General features: G+C 54.7%; 14 protein-coding genes. 8 read left to right on the plus strand and 6 right to left on the minus strand.

The features are described from left to right. Positions 1-125: 125 nt before the first annotated feature. Together glnE and E1N14_RS04020 are read left to right on the plus strand one after the other, a co-directional pair. Positions 126-2,981 carry a bifunctional [glutamate--ammonia ligase]-adenylyl-L-tyrosine phosphorylase/[glutamate--ammonia-ligase] adenylyltransferase gene (gene glnE, locus E1N14_RS04015; RefSeq protein ID WP_025010361.1) on the plus strand — a complete coding sequence of 952 codons (2,856 nt, stop codon included), beginning with the start codon at positions 126-128 and terminating at the stop codon, positions 2,979-2,981. Between the two features lie 83 nt (positions 2,982-3,064). Beyond that, complete coding sequence (locus E1N14_RS04020; protein ID WP_025010362.1) at positions 3,065-4,024, plus strand: GGDEF domain-containing protein; 960 nt, start codon at positions 3,065-3,067, stop codon at positions 4,022-4,024. A 21-nt stretch (positions 4,025-4,045) separates the two neighbouring features. On the opposite strand, the gene E1N14_RS04025 is transcribed toward E1N14_RS04020, so the two are convergent. Beyond that, positions 4,046-4,918 carry a LysR family transcriptional regulator gene (locus E1N14_RS04025; protein ID WP_025010363.1) on the minus strand — a complete coding sequence of 291 codons (873 nt, stop codon included), beginning with the start codon at positions 4,916-4,918 and terminating at the stop codon, positions 4,046-4,048. A 107-nt stretch (positions 4,919-5,025) separates the two neighbouring features. Here E1N14_RS04025 and E1N14_RS04030 point away from each other — a divergent pair, with 107 nt between their 5' ends. The 3 genes from E1N14_RS04030 to E1N14_RS04040 all read left to right on the plus strand — a co-directional run bounded on the left by E1N14_RS04030 (position 5,026) and on the right by E1N14_RS04040 (position 8,429). Beyond that, a complete protein-coding gene (locus tag E1N14_RS04030; protein WP_051546982.1) occupies positions 5,026-5,553 on the plus strand; it encodes a nucleoside deaminase in 528 nt (175 codons plus the stop codon). After that, complete coding sequence (locus E1N14_RS04035; RefSeq protein ID WP_062793524.1) at positions 5,550-6,878, plus strand: MFS transporter; 1,329 nt, start codon at positions 5,550-5,552, stop codon at positions 6,876-6,878. The genes E1N14_RS04030 and E1N14_RS04035 overlap by 4 nt, the downstream gene beginning before the upstream one ends. Positions 6,879-6,989: 111 nt before the next feature. Continuing rightward, positions 6,990-8,429, plus strand: coding sequence for an amidohydrolase family protein (locus E1N14_RS04040; protein WP_025010365.1), 1,440 nt, complete (start codon positions 6,990-6,992; stop codon positions 8,427-8,429). Here E1N14_RS04040 and zapE read toward each other — a convergent pair. Then, positions 8,400-9,518: a cell division protein ZapE gene (gene zapE, locus E1N14_RS04045; protein ID WP_062793523.1), complete on the minus strand. Its 1,119-nt coding sequence runs from the start codon at positions 9,516-9,518 to the stop codon at positions 8,400-8,402. The genes E1N14_RS04040 and zapE overlap by 30 nt on opposite strands. A gap of 184 nt (positions 9,519-9,702) precedes the next feature. Here zapE and E1N14_RS04050 point away from each other — a divergent pair, with 184 nt between their 5' ends. Then, positions 9,703-10,044: an FKBP-type peptidyl-prolyl cis-trans isomerase gene (locus tag E1N14_RS04050; RefSeq protein WP_025010367.1), complete on the plus strand. Its 342-nt coding sequence runs from the start codon at positions 9,703-9,705 to the stop codon at positions 10,042-10,044. A 100-nt stretch (positions 10,045-10,144) separates the two neighbouring features. Then, positions 10,145-10,966: an N-acetyl-ornithine deacetylase gene (locus tag E1N14_RS04055; RefSeq protein WP_025890080.1), complete on the plus strand. Its 822-nt coding sequence runs from the start codon at positions 10,145-10,147 to the stop codon at positions 10,964-10,966. A gap of 68 nt (positions 10,967-11,034) precedes the next feature. Here the strand turns inward: E1N14_RS04055 and E1N14_RS04060 are convergent, their stop codons facing one another. From E1N14_RS04060 to E1N14_RS04070, 3 genes are all read right to left on the minus strand, one after another. Next, positions 11,035-11,949 carry a L,D-transpeptidase family protein gene (locus tag E1N14_RS04060; protein WP_025890079.1) on the minus strand — a complete coding sequence of 305 codons (915 nt, stop codon included), beginning with the start codon at positions 11,947-11,949 and terminating at the stop codon, positions 11,035-11,037. A 111-nt stretch (positions 11,950-12,060) separates the two neighbouring features. Beyond that, positions 12,061-13,581 (minus strand): nitric oxide reductase transcriptional regulator NorR, encoded by a 1,521-nt coding sequence (gene norR / locus E1N14_RS04065; protein ID WP_025010368.1) that lies wholly within the window; start codon positions 13,579-13,581, stop codon positions 12,061-12,063. An 85-nt stretch (positions 13,582-13,666) separates the two neighbouring features. Next, on the minus strand, positions 13,667-15,940 hold the full coding sequence (locus tag E1N14_RS04070; protein WP_025010369.1) for a nitric-oxide reductase large subunit: 2,274 nt from the start codon (positions 15,938-15,940) through the stop codon (positions 13,667-13,669). A gap of 514 nt (positions 15,941-16,454) precedes the next feature. Here E1N14_RS04070 and E1N14_RS04075 point away from each other — a divergent pair. Further along, positions 16,455-18,179, plus strand: a complete 1,725-nt coding sequence (locus E1N14_RS04075) for a potassium/proton antiporter (protein WP_025010370.1) — start codon at positions 16,455-16,457, stop codon at positions 18,177-18,179. Between the two features lie 57 nt (positions 18,180-18,236). Here E1N14_RS04075 and E1N14_RS04080 read toward each other — a convergent pair whose 3' ends face one another. Continuing rightward, positions 18,237-19,160 carry an LpxL/LpxP family Kdo(2)-lipid IV(A) lauroyl/palmitoleoyl acyltransferase gene (locus tag E1N14_RS04080; RefSeq protein WP_025010371.1) on the minus strand — a complete coding sequence of 308 codons (924 nt, stop codon included), beginning with the start codon at positions 19,158-19,160 and terminating at the stop codon, positions 18,237-18,239. Between the last annotated feature and the right edge of the window lie 59 nt (positions 19,161-19,219).

Genomic DNA, 19,219 nt, shown 5'->3' on the forward strand with positions numbered 1-19,219 from the left:
AGAATTGGGGTGAAGTCAGAATCATCTGCATCGGCCGGTTAAAATCCATGTCGAGCGGACGTTTGTGCGGCAAAGATGACATAATATGTCTAAATGGTCTTGAATACAATCGAACAGGGATAACTATGGAATTGGGGTGTGACAGTCAAAAGCCGTTTTCCGAGTTGCTGTGCAAACAGGCCGGTAAGCATTGGCATCTGCTGGTGGAGCGCTGGCCTGAGGTGGTTACCGAGCTCAGCCTCATAGAGCAGCAGGAGCTGCAACGGGTTATGGGCTTGAGTGATTATGTTGCCACTCAGCTGTGCCGCCACCCTGAATGGATTGCCCCCTTCTTTAGCGGCCAGCTCACTCGCCTGGATAGACAAGACTTTGCCGACGAAATCCAATCCCTGCTCGACCCTGTCACCCAGGAAGAAACCGCCAAGTCAGTGCTGCGAAACTATCGCAACCGGCAAATGGTGCGCCTCGCCTGGCGCGACTTCATGGGTTATAGCCCGCTGCAGGAGTCACTGCTCGATCTCTCTGTATTGGCAGAGGCACTGATAATTGGCGCCAGAGACTGGCTCTATCGCGAAATGTGCCAGAGTCTGGGAACCCCTTGTGACTGCGACGGCAAGCCACAACCTTTGATGATCCTGGGGATGGGTAAGCTGGGCGGCCGTGAGCTGAACTTCTCATCTGATATCGACTTGATCTTTACCTTTCCGGAACACGGTGAGACCCAGGGCGGTCGGCGCAGCCTGGATAACCAGCAGTTCTTTATCCGCATGGGGCAACGCCTGGTCAATCTGCTGGGGCAGGTCACAGTTGACGGCTTTGTGTTTCGGGTCGACATGCGTTTGCGCCCCTATGGCGAGAGTGGCCCGCTGGTGGTCAGCTATAGCGCCCTTGAGGATTATTATCAGGAACAGGGGCGTGATTGGGAGCGTTACGCCATGGTCAAAGCCCGCGCGCTTGGTCCCTGGACTCAATACTCGGATGAGCTTCACGACCTGCTACGTCCCTTTGTTTACCGGCGTTATATCGACTTTTCCGCCATAGATTCCTTAAGGCGGATGAAGCGCCTGATTGCCCAGGAAGTGCGGCGGCGCCAGCTCAAGGACAACATCAAACTCGGTGCCGGCGGTATCCGCGAAGTGGAGTTCGTGGTGCAGAGTTTTCAACTTATCCGCGGCGGCCGGGAGCCGGCGCTGCGCAGTCAAAGCTTGTTCGATGCCATAGATACCCTCTTTAGTTTGGGGCAACTTGAGTACCTGGCGGTAGATGAACTCAAGCAGAGTTATCTGCTGCTGCGCCGGGTAGAAAACCTGTTGCAGGCCATAGGGGATAAACAGACCCAGACCCTGCCGGATAACGGCCTGGATTGGCATCGTCTCTGCTACGCATTGGGGATGGCCAATGAGGCAGAGCTGCGCAGTGAGGTTGAGGCCGCCATGTTCAAGATTCATCGCCATTTTCGCGATACCGTCGGCGGTGATGAAGACAATGAGGAGCAAAGTGATAGCTGGGCCTGCCAGCTCTGGGTCTGTGACAGCGAGGAAGACATACAATCGCTGCTGGCCGAGCGAGGCATAGAAGACAATGAACTCTGGAGCAGTCTGGCTCATTGGCGCGAGACGGTATCACGCCGGGCCATAGGGCCAAGAGGGCGGGATACCCTGGATAAGCTGATGCCGAAAATGCTTGAGGAGCTGACGCTGCAGCCCAATCCCGGCAAGGCATTCAAGCCGGTAACCGGCGTACTGGAGCAGATCCTGACCCGTACCACTTATCTTGAACTTCTGTGTGAAAACCCTGGCGCCCGCCAACAATTGGTGAGCCTGTGTTGTGCCAGTCCCTGGATTGCCCAGCAGCTGGCGAAATTCCCCATGTTGCTGGATGAACTGATCGATCCGGCGCAGCTTTATGACACCACTTCTCTGGATGACTACGGCAGTGAACTGCGCCAATACCTGCTGCGGGTTCCGGAAGAGGATATGGAGCAGCAGATGGAGGCGCTCAGGCAGTTCAAACTGTCGCAACAGTTGAAAATTGCCGCCGCGGATGTCACCGGGGTCTTACCTATCATGCAGGTCAGCGATCACCTGACCTTTCTTGCCGAGGCCATTATAGAGCAAGTGGTGCAACAGGCCTGGCAGCAAATGACAGAGCGCCACGGCGTGCCGCCTGGCCTGGCTGACGGGGAGATAGGTTTTGCCGTCGTCGGCTATGGCAAGCTGGGGGGCATTGAGCTGGGCTACGGCTCGGATCTCGACCTGGTGTTTCTGCACAATGCCAAGGGCGGCTCGACTGACGGTGACAAGCCGTTGGATGTAGGGCACTTCTATCTCAAACTGGCGCAGCGGATATTACACCTGTTTTCCACCCGCACCATGTCGGGCGAGCTTTACGAGGTAGACATGCGCCTACGACCATCGGGCGCCTCCGGGCTCTTGGTCAGTGAAATTGGGCATTTCGGCGAGTATCAGCAGCAGGAGGCCTGGACTTGGGAACATCAGGCTTTGGTTCGTGCCCGCTTTGTCTTCGGTGATAACGCCTTGGCGCAGGAATTTCAGGCGGTGCGTGACAGCGTGCTGCGCCAAGCAAGAGACAGGAAACAGCTGGCCAGCGAAGTGCGTGAGATGCGCCTTAAGATGCGCGACCATCTGCTCAAAGCGCCGCAGGGAATGTTCGATCTTAAACAAAGCGTTGGCGGTATCGCCGATATTGAGTTTATCGCTCAGTATTTGGTGCTGGCCCATGCCCATAAGCACCCCGAGCTGTGTATCTGGTCTGATAATGTGCGGATTTTTGAGGTGTTGGCCGAGCTTGAACTGCTGCCCTTGATGTCGGCGCAGCATCTGACCCAGGCCTATTGCATGCTGAGGGATGAAAACCACAGGTTGACTCTGGCCGGTTTGCCTGGGCTGGTGGCACAGGAAAAAGTGGCGGAGCAGGCCGAACGGGTTAGTAACATCTATGAGCTTATCCTGGGGCAATAGTTTACCGGTGCGCTCAGGCTATCTATAGTTAACGGAGAAGTTTTGTCGATTGCTTTGCCTGAAGCCACTGTTGAGGAATGCCTATGCCAAGACCCCCAAAGCCCTTGGATGAGCCACTAAGGCTGGCTACCCTGCAAGGACTCGGGGTGTTGGATACCGAAGCAGAGGAGCGCTTTGATCGCATCAGCCGCATGGCGCAGCGACTGTTTGAAGTGCCCATCTGTTTGGTTAGTCTGGTTGATGCCAAACGACAATGGTTCAAGTCCAGCTTAGGTATCTCCCTCAGGGAGACACCCAGAGATCAGTCGTTTTGTGGTCATGCCATCCTGTCGCCTGAATCCATGCTGATCCCGGATACTCTCAAGGACCCTCGTTTTGCCGACAACCCTCTGGTTACCGGCGCTCCCCATATCCGCTTTTATGCCGGTTATCCTTTGACTATGCGCAATGGTTGTCGGGTTGGCACCTTCTGCATCATAGATGTACGCCCAAGAGAACTGTCCCAGGAAGATAAGCTGTGTCTGGAAGATCTCGGCCATATGGTGGAAAACGAACTGCAGCATATGGAAGAGGTCTGTCAGGATGAACTCACCGGCGTGGCCAACCGCCGGGGCTTTGAGTTACTGGGGGAGATGGCACTGTCTTCCTGTTGTCGTGAAAGTTTCTACGGCGCCTTACTGTATCTGGATCTCAACGAATTCAAGCCCATTAATGATACCTATGGTCACAGTGAAGGTGATGCCGTGTTGCAGGCCTTTGCCGCCATGCTGGTGAGCTGTTTCCGCGAGTCGGATGTGGTAGCCAGGCTTGGAGGTGATGAGTTTGCCGTACTGCTGACCCATTTGCGACCATTGGATGTCAGGGCCATCAAGTTGAGGTTCCGTAAAGCCTTGGCCGAACTCAACTTCCGCTTGGCAAAACCCTATCAGATCCGTGCCAGCCTCGGAGAAGCCCTATACGATCCGGCCCAACCCAGGAGCTTGGCCGAGTTGATGGCTCAGGCCGACTGCTTGATGTACCGCAGAAAGCCGGGGCGCGATTAGCTGGGTTGGCGTTTTGTTTTCTTAAGTAACCATCAAGTCATTACAACGGGCGACCAAGTCCTGAATTAGCCGCTTGCCCATATGGTTCAGGCTGGGCGCAGCATGCAGTACCAGTTCCATCGGTAATGGCGGTGGCAGAGTCTCTTGCTGAATATGGGCGTCTGTGAGCAGGCGTTTGGGCAACAGGCTCACTCCTATGCCTGCGGCTACAGCGGCTTTCACCTGTGACAGTGAATTACTGACTTGCACCATTTGCCACTCTATCCCGGTTTCATCAAGCAGCTGGATCATCTCACTTCGATATAAACCACCATTGGGAAAGGCCACCAAAGGTAGCGGGCGCTTTTCTGCCAGCGAGTGGCTGCGACTGTCGAACCAGCAAACAGGTTCTGGCCAGCAGGCGACGCCGCGACTGGCGCCGAGGCGTTGTTTCACCAGCACTATATCCAGTTTGCCATCACGAAATGCTTCATAAAGGCCTTGGCTCAGCCCAGATGTCAGTTCCAGTTGTAATGTCGGCTCCTGGCGTTGCAGCTTGGCCAACACCAGGGTCAGTACCTCACCGGCAAAATCTTCCGGCACTCCCAATCGAAGTGGGGTAAACGCCTCTTGTGTTCGACCTCCGGCTTCCCGCATCAGCGCCAGTATCTGTCTGGCATAAGTAAGCAGTCGCTCACCTTCAGGTGTGGTTTGGGCATAACGGCCACTGCGATCCAGTAAAGGATAACCCAATTGTTGCTCCAGACGGCGAAGCTGCTGGCTAACTGTTGACTGGGTCAGGTGAGTGGCGGCCGCGGCGCGGGTGAAACTGCCACTGTCGGCGACGGCGACAAAGGCCCGCAGTAATACAGGATCGAGCAGTGCCAGGTTGGCGGGAGAATGAGGTGTTTTCATCAGTACCGGATTAGTGAGAATTCCACTGATGAATATTTCATTATTTAATTTCCAAATCAAATAGGCAGTTTTTAGACTGGATGGAAAATTTGCCTGGAAGCCACAGAATGAAAGCAACACTCACAAGCATGCCGCTGACAGAAGCCGAGCTAATAGAACGCTTGGTGATCAAGGCCAAAGATAATCTGCTGTCCGGCGCCAGACCCTTTGCCGCCCTGTTGCTGAAAGACGGGGAGATTATTGCACAAGGTGTCAACAGGGTCGCAGCCGACTGCGACCCTTCGGCTCACGCCGAAATGCAGGCCATACGTGCGGCGGCCAAGTCATTAGAGACGACACAACTCGATGGTGCCGTGCTCTACGCCAGTGGTCACCCTTGCCCCATGTGTTTGGCTGCCGCCTTGATGGCAGGCATACGTGAGATACGCTATGTATTCGATAATCACGATGCCGAATTCTGGGGATTCTCCAGTGAAGCCAGCTATGGTTTGCTGGGTTTGGAGAGCCAAAAGCTTGCACAGAGCCCGGGGTTTACCATTCGTCGTTGTCACAGCGCCTTTGAACCTGCCTGGCTCTATGGCGCTTTGGCACATGATGCTCAGGCAAATCCAGCTGGGGATAGCGAAGAGCAATGACACTCCAACAGCCGTATTTGACCAGGCTGAAAGCAGTGGCTCTGCTGCTGTTATTGTTTGGTGGTGCACTGGCGTTGAGGCCTTTTCTGACATCGCCCGGGCCTTTGCTGGCACAGCTCAGTAGCGAGCTTGGTATTGAGGTGCAGGCTTTGGGATGGCTGACCTCAATGCCCATGTTGCTGATGGGGGTTGGAGCGCTGACTGCCCCTTGGTTACCTAAAAGGCTCTCCAGCTTGCCCGGTGTGGCTCTTAGCCTCGGCTTGCTGACTTTGGCGCTGGTACTCAGAGCAAGAGTTACCATGCCACTGCTTTGGCTCTCCACCTTGCTGGCCGGGCTTGCCGTAGCTTGGATGCAACTGCAGTTACCAGGGCTTATCAAACAGCATTTCGCCGGACACTTGCCGGTATTAATGGGGGGATACTCGGCGCTGTTGATGGGCGGCGGCGCTCTGGGCGCTGGAGTCACTCCTTGGTTGATAACGCTGTTTTCAGAGGGGGCTTCGGTGTTGGCATTATGGGCGCTGCCTTGCATACCTGTGTTGTTACTCGCACTTTGGTTGGCCAGGCGTGACTCTCAACCGGCTGTTTCCAGAGTTGCACCTCTGACTGAAGGCTCTATTGTGAGTACATCAGGGGAGGATAATCCCGCGCCCACTAAACCAAGCTTGCCATGGCGCCGGGCAAAGGCCTGGTCTTTGTTGCTGAGTTTCGGGCTTATCAATGGAGGCTATGCCAGCCTGGTGGCTTGGTTACCGCTCAGCTATCAGAAACTGGGCATGTCTCAGCTTGCAAGTGGGCGGCTGGTGGCCCTGATGGCGCTGGCACAGATGTTTTCAGCCCTGACGTTACCGCTGCTGGCAGGTCGTTTCGCCGGCAAGCAAGCAAAAGCCGACCGCCGTCCCTGGTTGTGGTTGGCTCTTATCGCGCAATTAGTAGGCTTTATGGCCTTGGCTTTGTGGCCTCAGGGCGCCCCTGTGCTTTGGAGTCTGCTGCTTGGCGTGGGGCTTGGCGGCAGCTTTTCACTTACCTTGCTCCTGGTGCATGAAGAATACCGCGGCGCCGAGCAGACGGCCGGCCTCAGTGCCATGGTGCAGGGCGGCGGCTTCCTGCTGGCGGCGCTGCCTCCCTTGATCTTACCGCCCTTGTTGCTTGACGGCGCAGCGCCTGTGATGCAGAGCAGTACCGATTTTGCTCCACTGTGGTTGTTGCATTGGTTGTTTGTCTTGGTGGTGACCGTGCTTTGTTTTGGTTTTGGTCCATCAGGTTTGCCTGCGCGCCGGGTGACAGATGAGCAGCAACGAGTCTCCAAGGTTCATGCTCAATAAGGCCGAAATCATTCCTCGGCAGGAGAGGTTTGCGTTGTAACTCTCCAGATACCTGGAACTGTTGATAACAATTTGTTTATTAGACCTAAAATAATAATTAAGGAAGCCGGAATGTCATTGAAAAAACTGTCGCTGTTATGTCTCTTGGCCACATCATTTACCCCGCCGCTGCAGGCCAAACCCCATGAGTGGCTGCTGACCAATTTCAGTTTGCTGGATGTGGAGCAGGGGCGTTTGCTATCAGGTAAACAACTGACGATCGATGAGGGGCGGATCAGCGCCATTGAAGACAGCTCTGCCAAGTTAACGGCTGAGCGCACTGTGGATCTTCAGGGCGGCATTTTGATGCCATCTTTGTGGGACATGCATGTGCACTTCGAAGGCCGGGAACTGGTGGAGGACAATGCCCTGTTACTGCCGCTTTACTTAAGTTACGGCATTACCGCGGTGCGTGAAGCGGCCAGCGATCTGGCGCCGGAAGTGCTGTTATGGCGTAAACAGATTGAGTCCGGTAACCGTTTGGGGCCGAAAATTTTCAGCGCCGGGCAGAAGTTTGAAGGTCCGGACTCTGTCTGGAATGGCGATCTGGAAGTGGCCGATGGCGCCGAAATGCGTCAAGGCATGGACAAGCTTGAGAGTATGGCGGTCGACTTTATCAAGATCACTGAAAATACCATGCCGGCGGCTCTCTATCTGGAAACACTCAAAGAGGCCCGTGCCCGTGGACATCTGGTATCCAGCCATATTCCCTATGGGGTCAGCATTTTCGAAGCCGCCAAGAGCGGGCTGTCCAGCATAGAACATGCTTCATATGTACTTAGGCTGGGAAATGCCCAAGAGCCTCAAATTGCTGCTGCGGTTGCGGCCGGACGTATGAGCACTAAGCAGGCGAGTCAGGCGTATCGTGATGGGTTCGACCCGGAGCAGGCGCAGCTGGGTTACCGCATGTTGGCAGCCAAAGGCGTTGCCGTGACACCAACCTTGATTGGCGGCCACCAGTTGGCCTGGCTCGATACTCAAGATCACAGCCAAGATCCTTTCATGGCGTTTCTGACCCGAGCTTTTACCGAAAAATATCGTTGGCGAATTGAGCGTATGGGAGCGCAAACACCTCAGCAGTGGCAGACACGTAAGCAGCATTATCAAGCGCTGGCTGCCGAGTTGCCAAAACTGTTGCAGGCCGGGGTTACCCTGCTGGCGGGCAGCGATTCTGCTGCGCTCAACACTTATGTTTACCCCGCCGAAGGGCTGCACACTGAGCTGCAACTCTGGCAACAGGCCGGGGTGAACAATGCCGATATTCTGCGCTCGGCTACCATTAATGGCGCCCGCTTCATGGGCCAGAGCAAGGACTATGGCAGCATTGAAGTCGGCAAAAAGGCAGAACTGCTATGGCTGCAGGACAATCCGCTGCAGGACATAGGTGCCACTCAATCGATAAGAGGGCTCTTCTATCGCGGTACCTTGTTTGATAGCAAAGCGCTGGACGCTATGCGTACCGAGGCGGCCGAGTCAGTGCGGCTATTGGATAACGCCAGGCGCCAGCTCTGAGCTGCCCAGCATCTCGGTTAAGCGACTGTAGGTGCGGCGAAACTCGAAGCTGAGGGCGCCGCCCTGATACAGCTGTTCCAGTGGTACTTGGGCATGCAGCACCAGTTGTTTACCCCTGTCATAAAACTCATCTATCAGGGCGATAAAGCGCCGGGCGGCATCATCCTCCGGCGCGTAACTGAGCTTTCTATCGCCTGTGCTGACGGCTTCGGCAGCATCTTCGGTGCCACGGGCGCGGATCCAGCCGCGGCGCTCACCGCCAAGCCTGGGTACATGGCTCAGCAGCAGAGTATCCAGTGTTTCGGCCAGCTCCATATAATCCAGAGTGGATCTCGGCCCTTCGCAGAGCTGATCGAAGCGAAACCAGGCCAGGGATTGTGTGGCTTCCATAGCTTGGAAAAAAAGCGGTCTGCCCATGATGCAGAGTTGCCCTGGACCCGAGGCGTTTTTTGAAAACCACTGGCTGAAGTCAGGTTCATTGCCAAGCTGCAGCAGGGGAAGTGCCGCCTGGGCATGGAGCGCGCCTTTGGTGAGGCGATGGTCCTGCTCGCCATTGAGGTGCAGCGATTCCATCTTCTGTTGCAACAAGTCGATAGTCGGCAAAAAGCGCTCTCGCTGCAGGCCGTTTTCATAGAGGCGCTCTATTGGCGTATTGGAAGTGCTGACCAGCATAACGCCACGGTTAAACAGGCCTTCGAGTAAACGTCCAAGAATAATGGCATCGCCGATATCCGAGACGAAAAACTCATCGAAGCATAACAGGCGGCATTCTTTGGCCAGTGTGGCGGCAATCTGATCCAAAGGCTCACGGGTGCCGCTGATGCGGTTCAGATCTCTGTGAACCCTGGCCATAAAGTGATGAAAATGCAGTCTGAGCTTGGGTTGCCCCTCGACGGCATTGAAAAAGAGATCCATCAACATGGTCTTGCCGCGGCCGACATCCCCCCACAGGTAGAGCCCGGGGGCTTTGTTTCCCTGACCGAGCGACTGAAAGCGCTTATCAAGCGCTGCCAGCGCAGGCAACTGGGCGGGGTCTTGCTGCCAAGGGCCTTGGGCATAGCGTTCAGAGGGTGAAATTGTGTGCTTCATTCTGGACGTCTCATCCTGTGACTGTTATTTAAGTGCCATATAAGTGCCGCGGGCGGCCAGTATAGCAAGGGCTTGAGCCTGAAGGAAAAGTGCCTGCCATGCCGCTTCATCTATCCATGGAATAGTGTTCAGTTCCTTTTACGGATAAGATGCGCCTTTTGAACCATAGGTTGAGGAACAAGCCATGACGGCAGAATTGGCAATCATAGATATTGAGGAAGGTCAGGGCAAAGCTGCGGTGAAAGGAGCGCTTATCACGGCTCACTACCGAGGTTGGTTGAGTGACGGTACTCAATTTGATTCTTCCTGGGATAAGGGGAGTCCCTTTCAGTGTGTCATTGGCACAGGGCGGGTGATCAAGGGCTGGGATCTGGGTTTGATGGGGATGAAGGTCGGTGGCAAACGCCGACTCAAGGTTCCGGCACATCTGGCTTATGGCGAATGCCAGGTTGGGACGCTGATCAAGCCGAATTCGGATCTTGAATTTGAAATTGAACTGCTGGAAGTCCTGACCCGCGACGATTGAGTCCAGGGCTTTTGAGCGCTATTGGCTCAGATGGATTTTGTTTTTATATAAAGCTGATATTATAGCTTTGCCCTTCATTCATCTGAGTCATAAAAGCACTATGAGCCGTTCCCCCTTCGCATCTTTTCAATGGCATTCAGACATTTTTGCCTGCGACAGTACGGATATCGAACATTTCTATGCCCAATTGCAACAGGAAGTTGACCGTCTGCAGTTGGGGCGCAAGAAGCTGGGCGAAATAGGTGATTATCCACTGGAGCTGTATCAGTCGCCCTCAGCGACGGCGGAGCTGCCCTCTGTGTTGATCAGTGCCGGATTCCACGGTGAAGAGGCTGCAGGCCCTTGGGGTATGCTGCATTTCCTCAGTGAACTGCAACAGGATATTTTCGAGCGAATTAATCTAAGCTTGTTACCTTTGGTCAACCCCACTGGCTTTGCCAAGGGGCACAGATTCAATAAGTTCGGTGAAAACCCCAACCGGGGGTTTTTACAGCCCAAAGAGGGCGAAGCCAGTTCACCTTCGGTTGAAGGCAAGCTGCTGCTGGAATATGGCCAACTGCTGCAGGGCGCCAGCCGCGAAGGCATATTGACCTGTCATGAGGATGTGTTGCAGCAGCACACCTATATCTATTCTTTTGAGCCCAGACAATCACCCGGCCAGTTCAGTTTGCAGCTGCGTGATACTCTGGGGCGTTTCTTTGATATTGCCGCCGATGGCGATATCGATGGCTGTCCGGTGCAAGACGGGGTCATCTTCAACCACTTTGATACTTCGTTCGAGGCCTGGCTGGTTCGCACCGGTGCCAAGGTGGGTGTTTGCAGTGAAACGCCGGCAACCCAGAATCTGGATCAGCGAATTCTGGCCAACAGCGCCGTGATGCACGCCTTTGTGCAGCAGCAGTTGGCTCCCATCAAGGGGTAACAGCCAAAAGCGATACCGCTCAAAAGCAAGACCCCAGCCTAGGCTGGGGTCTTGCTTTTGAAAGGCTTTCAGGGATTGAGGCGGGTCGGAATACCACTTCTGTCATCCAACAGGCGTTTTAGCACGGTGGAGTCGGTGTCGGCATGGGCGATAAAGCGGCTGATGGCCGGGGTCATCTTCAATACCACAGGTGCGGTGGATTCAAACTCGGCCTCGGTGCGCGACAGCGGCTGATGCACTTCCAGATAGCGACCGCCATCCGGCTCCAGGCTGGCCTTTATCGGCTGATTGACAAACTGTACCCGGGTGCCGTTGGGCACAGTATTGAACAGATGCTCGATATCCTGATTGCGCAGGCGGACACAACCCTGGCTGACACGCAGGCCAATACCGAAGCTGGCATTGGTGCCGTGAATGGCATACAGGTTACCGATATAAAGCGCATACAAGCCCATGGGGTTATCCGGGCCTGCGGGCCAGACCTTGGGCAGGGTGATACCGTTGGCGGCATATTCCTTGCGGATCCTGGCCGTTGGGGTCCAGGTGGGGTTGGCGCGTTTGCGATAAACCTTGGTCACCCAGTTTTCCGGGGTATCCCGACCTATCTGGCCTATGCCTATGGGTAAGACCTGTACCGTATTGCTGTCTTTGGGATAGTAGTAGAGGCGCATTTCGGCCACGTTGATCACTATCCCTTTACGGGGGGCATCCGGCAGGATCAGCTTGTGAGGGATCAGCAATGTGCTGCGGGGCTTGGGAAGAAAAGGGTCGACCCCTGGGTTGGCCTCGGTCATGTTGGTCAGCCCCAGTTGATATTCGTCGGCAACACTCTCCAGTGTGCGCTTGTCATCGGGCACCACATAATACTGGTTGTCACCGACGATACTGCTGCCCTCTGGCGGCAGAGGATATTCAACAGCCTGCGACAGGCAGGCGGGAAGCAACAGGCCCAGTAACAGGGCGAGGCGGGGAATTCTTGTCATAGGATATTATTCTTCATTAAACGCTGTCAGTCGCCATGGTTTCAGGCATCAGAGTCGAGCAGGCATCCTTACCTTTTCCGGCGCAGATTTCAACAGATTGCGGCAAAAAAACTATTTCAGTTGCAGGCGTTTCGCCAGTCGATGCAGGTTGCCCGGGTCGACACCCAACTCGCGGGCACTGGCGGCCCAGTTGTATTGGTGCCGTTCCAGCACACTGCGCAGCAGCTGTCTTTGGAACTCCGCTGTGGCTTGCTTGAGTGTAATGGCTTCTGCAGGCACTGTTGTGTCCAACTGGCGCGGCAGTGCACTTGGAGAGGGGCTCTTTGACTGCAACTCACCCAGTTGCAACTGGCATTGGTTATGGTCACTGGCGGCGCGCGCCAACACGCTGGCGCGGTGCAACAGGTGTTCCAGTTCCCTGACGTTGCCGGGCCAGTCGTTGGCCAGCAGCCAGGCTTCCGATTCGGCGGACAGACTGAGGCGCTCCAGCCCCAGCTTGCTGCGGCAACGTTCAAGAAAATGCCCGGCAAGCAGCAGTATGTCGCGGCCCCTTTCTCTCAGTGGCGGCACAAGTAGCGGGAAAACACTCAGCCTGTGGTAGAGATCGGCGCGAAAGCGGCCTTCAACCACCTCGGTTTTGAGATCCTTATTGGTGGCGGCGATAACCCGTACATCCACTGTCAGGCTTCTGTCTTCGCCAACCCGTTGCAGATCGCCGTATTGCAGCACCCTGAGTAACTTGGCCTGCAGCGGTAGGCTGAGCTCGCCTATCTCGTCGAGGAACAAAGTCCCCTTGTCGGCCAATTCAAACTTACCGGCGCGATTGCTGATGGCGCCGGTAAAGGCGCCTTTGACATGACCGAAGAGTTCACTCTCGGCGACCGACTCGGGCAGTGCAGCGCAGTTGAGGTACACCAGAGCCTTGTTGCCTCTGGGCGAGGCGGCGTGTACTGCCTTGGCAACCAGCTCCTTACCCGTGCCGGTTTCACCGAGGATCAACACGTTCAGGTCGCTGGGAGCGACCACGGCAATTTCCCGCTTCAGCGCCAACATCTGCGGGCTTTCCCCCAGAAGTTCACTGTGGCCGGTTTCCGGCAGCGGTCGACTCTGGCTCTGTAACGACAGGCTTTCCAACTTATCCAGCAGCAGGGCATTGCCGAGGGAGGCGGCGGCGATGGCGCTCAGGCTTCGCAGCTCTTCATCGCTGAAATCATCGAACTGGCAAGGGTCCAGACCATCTATGGTCAAGGCGCCTATCAGTTGTTCCTTGTCCAGCAGCGGCAGGCCGATACAGGCATGCACCTTGAGCTTATCTGTGTGGGCGGCTATCAGGCCATCGTAGGGATCCGGCAATTGGCTGTCTGCCGGAAAGCGCACCAGATCGCCGGCGCGGGCGATGGCCTCCAGTCTCGGGTGCTCTGTGATGTTGAAGCTGCGACCGAGTACATCGGCCCTGAGGCCGTCGATTGCCAGTGGGATAAAGCTATTGCCCTGAAATCGCAGCAGAGCGGCGGCATCACAATGGAGATTGTCCCGTACCGTCGCCAGCAGACGGCTGAATCTGTCGCTGTTTGGCAAACCTGAGGTGATATCCAGCGCGATACGGGTGAGATCGGAATGGCTGAGTGGCATAAGCTGACCTGAATAAAATCCCTGGGGTGAGTCTACCCCAGGGACAGTGGAATGTCATTTTGACATTATTTTTCAGTGTGAGTGGCTAGTGACTGGTAGCAATGGCCAAGCGTTTGGCCTTGACCGCCTGTCGCAACAATCCCAGCAGGAAGGCGCCCAGCAATAAACCGCCGACGGAGAAGATGATGTCACCGAACATCCGCATCCATACCAGGCGTTCTACCAGCGGGCTGTGGATCACCTCTGCCGAGCGGGCAAACCAGTAGCCATGATCCAGCACGGCAAAGAACTGCACTATGCCCACCGGCAGCAATGACAGGAACAGCATGGCGGCCAGTCCCAGATTCAGGCTCCAGAATGCCCCCTTGAGCCACTTGTCTTCCCAGCGCAGTTTACCGGCAAGTCCTGACAGGCAGAACAACATCAGGCCTATCCCCAACATGCCGTAGACTCCCATAAAGGCGCCGTGGGCGTGGGTGGCAGTGGTATTCAGTCCTTGAATGTAATAGAGGGCAATCGGTGGATTGATCAGGAAGCCCAGTACACCGGCGCCCACCAGATTCCAGAAAGCGGTGGCAACAAAGAACATGATGGCCCAGTGATAGCGTTGCATCCAGGGAGCGGCCCGGCGCAGGCGATAGCTTTCCACCGCTTCAAAACCGATAAGGGCCAGAGGCACCACTTCCAGCGCCGAGAAGATAGCGCCCCAGGCGATGACCGAAGTGGGTGTGCCGGTGAAATAGAGGTGATGCAGTGTGCCTATCAGGCCTCCGGTCAGGAAGATCAGGGTAGAGAAGAGTACCGCACCATTGGCACTGCGGGCACGGATAAGGCCAAGACGCACAAACATCAGGGCGATAACCGAGGTGGCAAAGGTTTCAAAGAAGCCTTCAACCCACAGATGTACTACCCACCAACGCCAATATTCGGCGATGGCAAGGTTAGTGTGTTTACCCATAAACAGCCCGGCACCATAGAAGAGGCCGATAGCAACACAAGAGGCGTAGAGTACCCAGAGCACAGGCTTTAGCTCAGATTCCTGTTTCAGGGCGGGCAACATAGCGCGGCTCACCAGCGCCAGCCAGATCATCAATCCGGCCAACAGCAGCAATTGCCAAACCCGGCCGAGATCTATGTATTCATATCCCTGGTGACCGAAGAGGAAGTTGTTGTCCAGTGAGAAGTATTGTTGTACCCCCAGCCATTCACCGGCCATGGAGCCCAGCACCACTACCAGCAGAGCGACCCACAATAGGTTGACACCGAAGCGTTGATATTTGGGCTCGTGGCCGGAAAGCGCCGGTGCGATATAGAGCCCGGTACCGAGCCAGGCCGTCGCTATCCAGAATACTGCCAGTTGAGTATGCCAGGTGCGGGTCACTGAATAAGGCAGGACCTCACTCAAGGGAATACCGTAAAACTCCTGGCCCTCAACCGCATAGTGCGCCGTGACGCCACCGAGCAGTATTTGCAGCAGAAATAGGCCGATAGCGGTAATGAAGTATTTACCCGTGGCCTTTTGTGAAGGGGTGGGTTTGTGTCTGAACAGGGGATCTTCAGTGGCAGGAGCTGGCAGGGCTTCATGTTTGCCGGCGGCATGATACCAAACCAGGGCACCGATACCGGCCAGCAGAGTCACTATGCTCAGAATCGACCAGACGATATTGTCTGATGTCGGTGTATTGCCCAGTTGTGGATCGTAGGGCCAATTATTGGTGTAGCTGTAATTGGCATCCGGGCGCTCGGTCACTGCGGCCCAAGCGCCCCAAAACAGGAAGGCATTGAGCTGTTGACGGCGCTCGGCAGAACCTATGGTATTGGTTTTCATCGCATAGGCTTCCCGAAGCTCATTCAGCGCGGGATCGTCACCAAACAAAGATTGATAGTGCTGACTCACTTGCGCCATGGCGGCGATACGGGTATCGGAAAGCACCACCCGGGTGTGACCTCTCTCGTCTGTAGTGACTGTGTTATGGCGCAAATCGTCCCTTAAGGCCTGCTCCAATGCGGCCTGAGTACTCTTGTCCAGGCTATTGAAAGGCTTGTTGTATGTCTCCTTGGCGCGAATATCCAGCCAGGCTTCGGCCTCACGGTGTAGCCAGTCTGCGGTCCAATCCGGAGCCACATAGGCGCCATGGCCCCAGACTGAGCCAAGTTGATGTCCGCCCATGGAGCGCCAAACCAGCTGCCCTTGTTCTATGTCCTTGCCGCTGAAAACCACTTGGCCCTGGATGTCGCTATAGACATCGGCAATCGGTGGTTTTTCCCGATAGATTTCACTGCCGATACTGAGAAGTACAGTGAAAGAAGCGACCAACACAAGTAACAGTGCGATCAGGGTGAATTTTTGTCTGCTCATTGGCATCCCTCTGACAAAGTCTATTTGATAGGTTTTCCTACATAGAGCAGCCAACGTGCCAACTTTTATTCTTGTATTTAATCAGTATGTTACTTGTTTATGTGTTTTTGATGGTGTCATTTTGATTGTATTTAAAGTGTCTTTTTAACATTGGCAGCTGTCATTATGACACTGACTGTTTGCCAGAAAGCTATAGCTGATATCTTGACGAGAATTCTTGGATTTCAAATTCTTTAGTTATTTGAAAAAATAAAGTTTTTTTCATTAATTTGAGTTTATGTTTCTTTGGGTCAAGATTTGATGTTTTATAGGTAAATTTTCCATTTTTTAAGGGTTTACCTGGCTTCTTTTACTGGTCTTTTTCGCTGGAAGTAAAAATAAGTCAACTGTTTCTACTGAAAAATAACCCGAATTAATGATATAATCCCGTCTGTAACCCACGTGTTTTCCGGAGTCTCGTTAGAGTCAGGTTTCTCTTTTATTAGCTTCCCCGCATTTTCAACTGGAGGGTCATTTGAACGCAGATATCATCAACAGCTTTTTCCTTGTCGGGGCCTTGCTTATTGCAGTCAGCGTGCTGCTTAGCCCATTGTCTTCGCGACTCGGTATTCCTATTTTGGTGGTATTTCTGGCGGTGGGTATCTTTGCCGGTGAAGATGGCCCAGGCGGCATAGTATTCAATGACTATTCAGTTGCTTATTTGGTCAGTAACCTGGCTCTGGCGGTTATTCTGCTCGATGGTGGCATGCGTACCCGGGTTGCCAGTTTCAGGGTGGCATTGTGGCCGGCTCTGTCATTGGCCACTTTTGGGGTGGCGTTAACCACCACACTGACAGGTTTGTTGGCTGCCTGGTTATTCGATCTCAACTTACTCCAGGGCATGTTGGTGGGAGCCATTGTCGGTTCGACCGATGCCGCGGCGGTATTTAGCCTGCTCAAGGGCAAAAACGTGAATGAGCGTGTCGGTTCGACACTGGAAATCGAATCCGGTTGTAACGACCCCATGGCTGTGTTTTTGACCGTGACTCTGATTGCCATTCTCGGCAGCAGTGGCGATGAACTCTCGGGTAGCTATCTGGCACTGAGCTTTATCAAACAGTTTGGCCTGGGCGGGATCCTCGGTGTCGGCGGCGGTTGGCTGTTGTGGCAGGTTATCAATCGCAATCAATTGCCGGAAGGCCTCTACTCCATTTTGGTGCTGAGTGGCGGACTGATGATCTTCGCCATCTCCAATGCCCTGGGAGGCAGTGGTATTCTGTCTATTTATCTGGTGGGTCTATTTCTCGGTAACAAGGCGACCCGTGGCAAACACTCGATTCTCAACGTGCTCGATGGTATGACCTGGCTCAGTCAGATAGGCATGTTCCTGGTACTGGGACTCTTGCTGACGCCATCGGATCTGAAAGATATCGCCTTACCGGGTTTGGCACTGGCGTTCGGGATGATCTTTCTGGCGCGGCCGATTGCGGTTTGGCTCAGTTTGCTACCGTTTCGCAGTTTCCATGACAGAGACAGATGGTTTATCTCCTGGGTCGGGCTGCGCGGCGCTGTGCCCATTATTCTGGCGGTATTTCCCATGATGGCGGGGCTGCCACAAGCGCAGCTTTACTTCAACCTGGCCTTCTTCGTGGTGATGGTTTCCTTGCTGCTGCAGGGCAGTACCTTGTCCAAGGCGGCGCAGCTGGCCAAGGTGGAGTTGCCACCCAAACCGGCACCTATTTCCCGCGCTGGTGTGGAAATTTATCCCACCAGTGAATGGGAGATATTTGTCTATCGCCTCAGTGAAAACAAATGGTGTATCGGTGAGCCTCTGAGGCGTCTTGCCATGCCGGCGGGAACCCGGATTGCCGCCGTATTTCGCAATAACGAACTGTTGCACCCTTCGGGGAGTACCAGGCTGATGGCCGATGACATTCTTTGTGTGCTGGGGCAAGAGGACGATTTAGAGCCTCTGAGTCAGCTTTTCAGTGAGGCGCCAGAAAAACGCGAGGCGCCCCGCTTCTTTGGTGATTTCTTTATTTCAGTGGATGTGATGCTGGCCGATATGGCACCGATTTACGGCATGCAGCTGGAACCCGAATATGAGCAGATGCGAGTTGCCGACTTACTGCTACAGCAACTCGGCAGTCACCCTGTAGTGGGGGATCAATTCCTCTGGCAAGGGCTGGACTGGATTGTCGCCGAGGTGCAGGAAGGGACAGTCAGCCGGGTTGGTTTGAGATTGCCCTCTGAAGACTGAAAAAAGCGAAGAACGAAGAAATGCCGACCTTGAGTCGGCATTTTTACGGCTACTTTCTCAATAGAGCGAGGGATCACTCTCATTGGGGCGGGTCTTGAACCTGCGGTGCAGCCACATGTACTGCGCCGGGTTACGGCTGATCAACTGTTCGACAATGCCGTTACCGCGTTTGGCGTCTTCCACCTCATTTTCGCCGGGGAAGTTATCCAGCGGCGCCTGGATCTCTATGTTGTAACCCGTATCGTCGGCGTTGCGCTCAACAAAGAAGGGCAGCACTTTGGCTTTACCCAGCTTGGCCAAGGTGGTGCCGCCGGTGATGGTGGCAGCATCGGGAACGGCGAAGAAGGGGATAAAGATGGCGCTGGAGCGGCCAAAGTCCTGATCTGCTGTGTACCAAATGACATCAGGGTTACGCAGGCAACGCACCATCTGCCTAAGATCCCGCTTGGGAACCAGCGCCTTGTTTGAACGCAAACGGCCCTTCACCTGCAGATATTCCATTACAGGGTTGTTGTGGGGGCGGTACACACCAACCCCGGGCTGAAATTGGCCAAATATTCTTGCACCCATTTCCAGCGGCAAGCAGTGAACCGCAAACAGAATAACCCCCTGACCGGCGGCCAGTGTCTGCTCAACATGCTCCTGGCCCTTTATCTGCATGTGCTTCTGCACTTTGTCGTTGCTCCACCACCAGGCATTGATGGTGTCGAAAATTGCCTTGCCGGTTTCCTGGAAATTACGTCTGAGCAGCGTCTCTCGCTCGGCCTCACTCATTTGTGGAAAACACAACTCCAGGTTGCGTTTGGCGGTGTTAACCCGGCTTCCGGCCAGCTTCATTGCCAGCAGACCTATGCCACTGCCAAGCTTCATCTGCCACTTGAGAGGCAGCAGGAGGGTCAGTCTGGCCAGACCGACAGCCAGCCACAGCAACCAGAATTTAGGGTGATACAAGTGAGCGGAAAATTGTGCTTTCTCTACCAAAACGATAAACCCGTTTACAGGAAAAATTACCGCATATTCTAACCCAATTCAGTGTGAAA

Source organism: Shewanella algae (genome assembly GCF_009183365.2).
In the GTDB taxonomy this organism is placed as follows: domain Bacteria; phylum Pseudomonadota; class Gammaproteobacteria; order Enterobacterales; family Shewanellaceae; genus Shewanella; species Shewanella algae.

Bases quoted from the DNA above. Each gene is read 5' to 3' on its own strand.
- glnE (WP_025010361.1), top strand. From the start codon at position 126: ATGGAATTGGGGTGTGACAGTCAAAAGCCGTTTTCCGAGTTGCTGTGC.
- E1N14_RS04020 (WP_025010362.1), top strand. From the start codon at position 3,065: ATGCCAAGACCCCCAAAGCCCTTGGATGAGCCACTAAGGCTGGCTACC.
- E1N14_RS04025 (WP_025010363.1), bottom strand. From the start codon at position 4,918: ATGAAAACACCTCATTCTCCCGCCAACCTGGCACTGCTCGATCCTGTA.
- E1N14_RS04030 (WP_051546982.1), top strand. From the start codon at position 5,026: ATGAAAGCAACACTCACAAGCATGCCGCTGACAGAAGCCGAGCTAATA.
- E1N14_RS04035 (WP_062793524.1), top strand. From the start codon at position 5,550: ATGACACTCCAACAGCCGTATTTGACCAGGCTGAAAGCAGTGGCTCTG.
- E1N14_RS04040 (WP_025010365.1), top strand. From the start codon at position 6,990: ATGTCATTGAAAAAACTGTCGCTGTTATGTCTCTTGGCCACATCATTT.
- zapE (WP_062793523.1), bottom strand. From the start codon at position 9,518: ATGAAGCACACAATTTCACCCTCTGAACGCTATGCCCAAGGCCCTTGG.
- E1N14_RS04050 (WP_025010367.1), top strand. From the start codon at position 9,703: ATGACGGCAGAATTGGCAATCATAGATATTGAGGAAGGTCAGGGCAAA.
- E1N14_RS04055 (WP_025890080.1), top strand. From the start codon at position 10,145: ATGAGCCGTTCCCCCTTCGCATCTTTTCAATGGCATTCAGACATTTTT.
- E1N14_RS04060 (WP_025890079.1), bottom strand. From the start codon at position 11,949: ATGACAAGAATTCCCCGCCTCGCCCTGTTACTGGGCCTGTTGCTTCCC.
- norR (WP_025010368.1), bottom strand. From the start codon at position 13,581: ATGCCACTCAGCCATTCCGATCTCACCCGTATCGCGCTGGATATCACC.
- E1N14_RS04070 (WP_025010369.1), bottom strand. From the start codon at position 15,940: ATGAGCAGACAAAAATTCACCCTGATCGCACTGTTACTTGTGTTGGTC.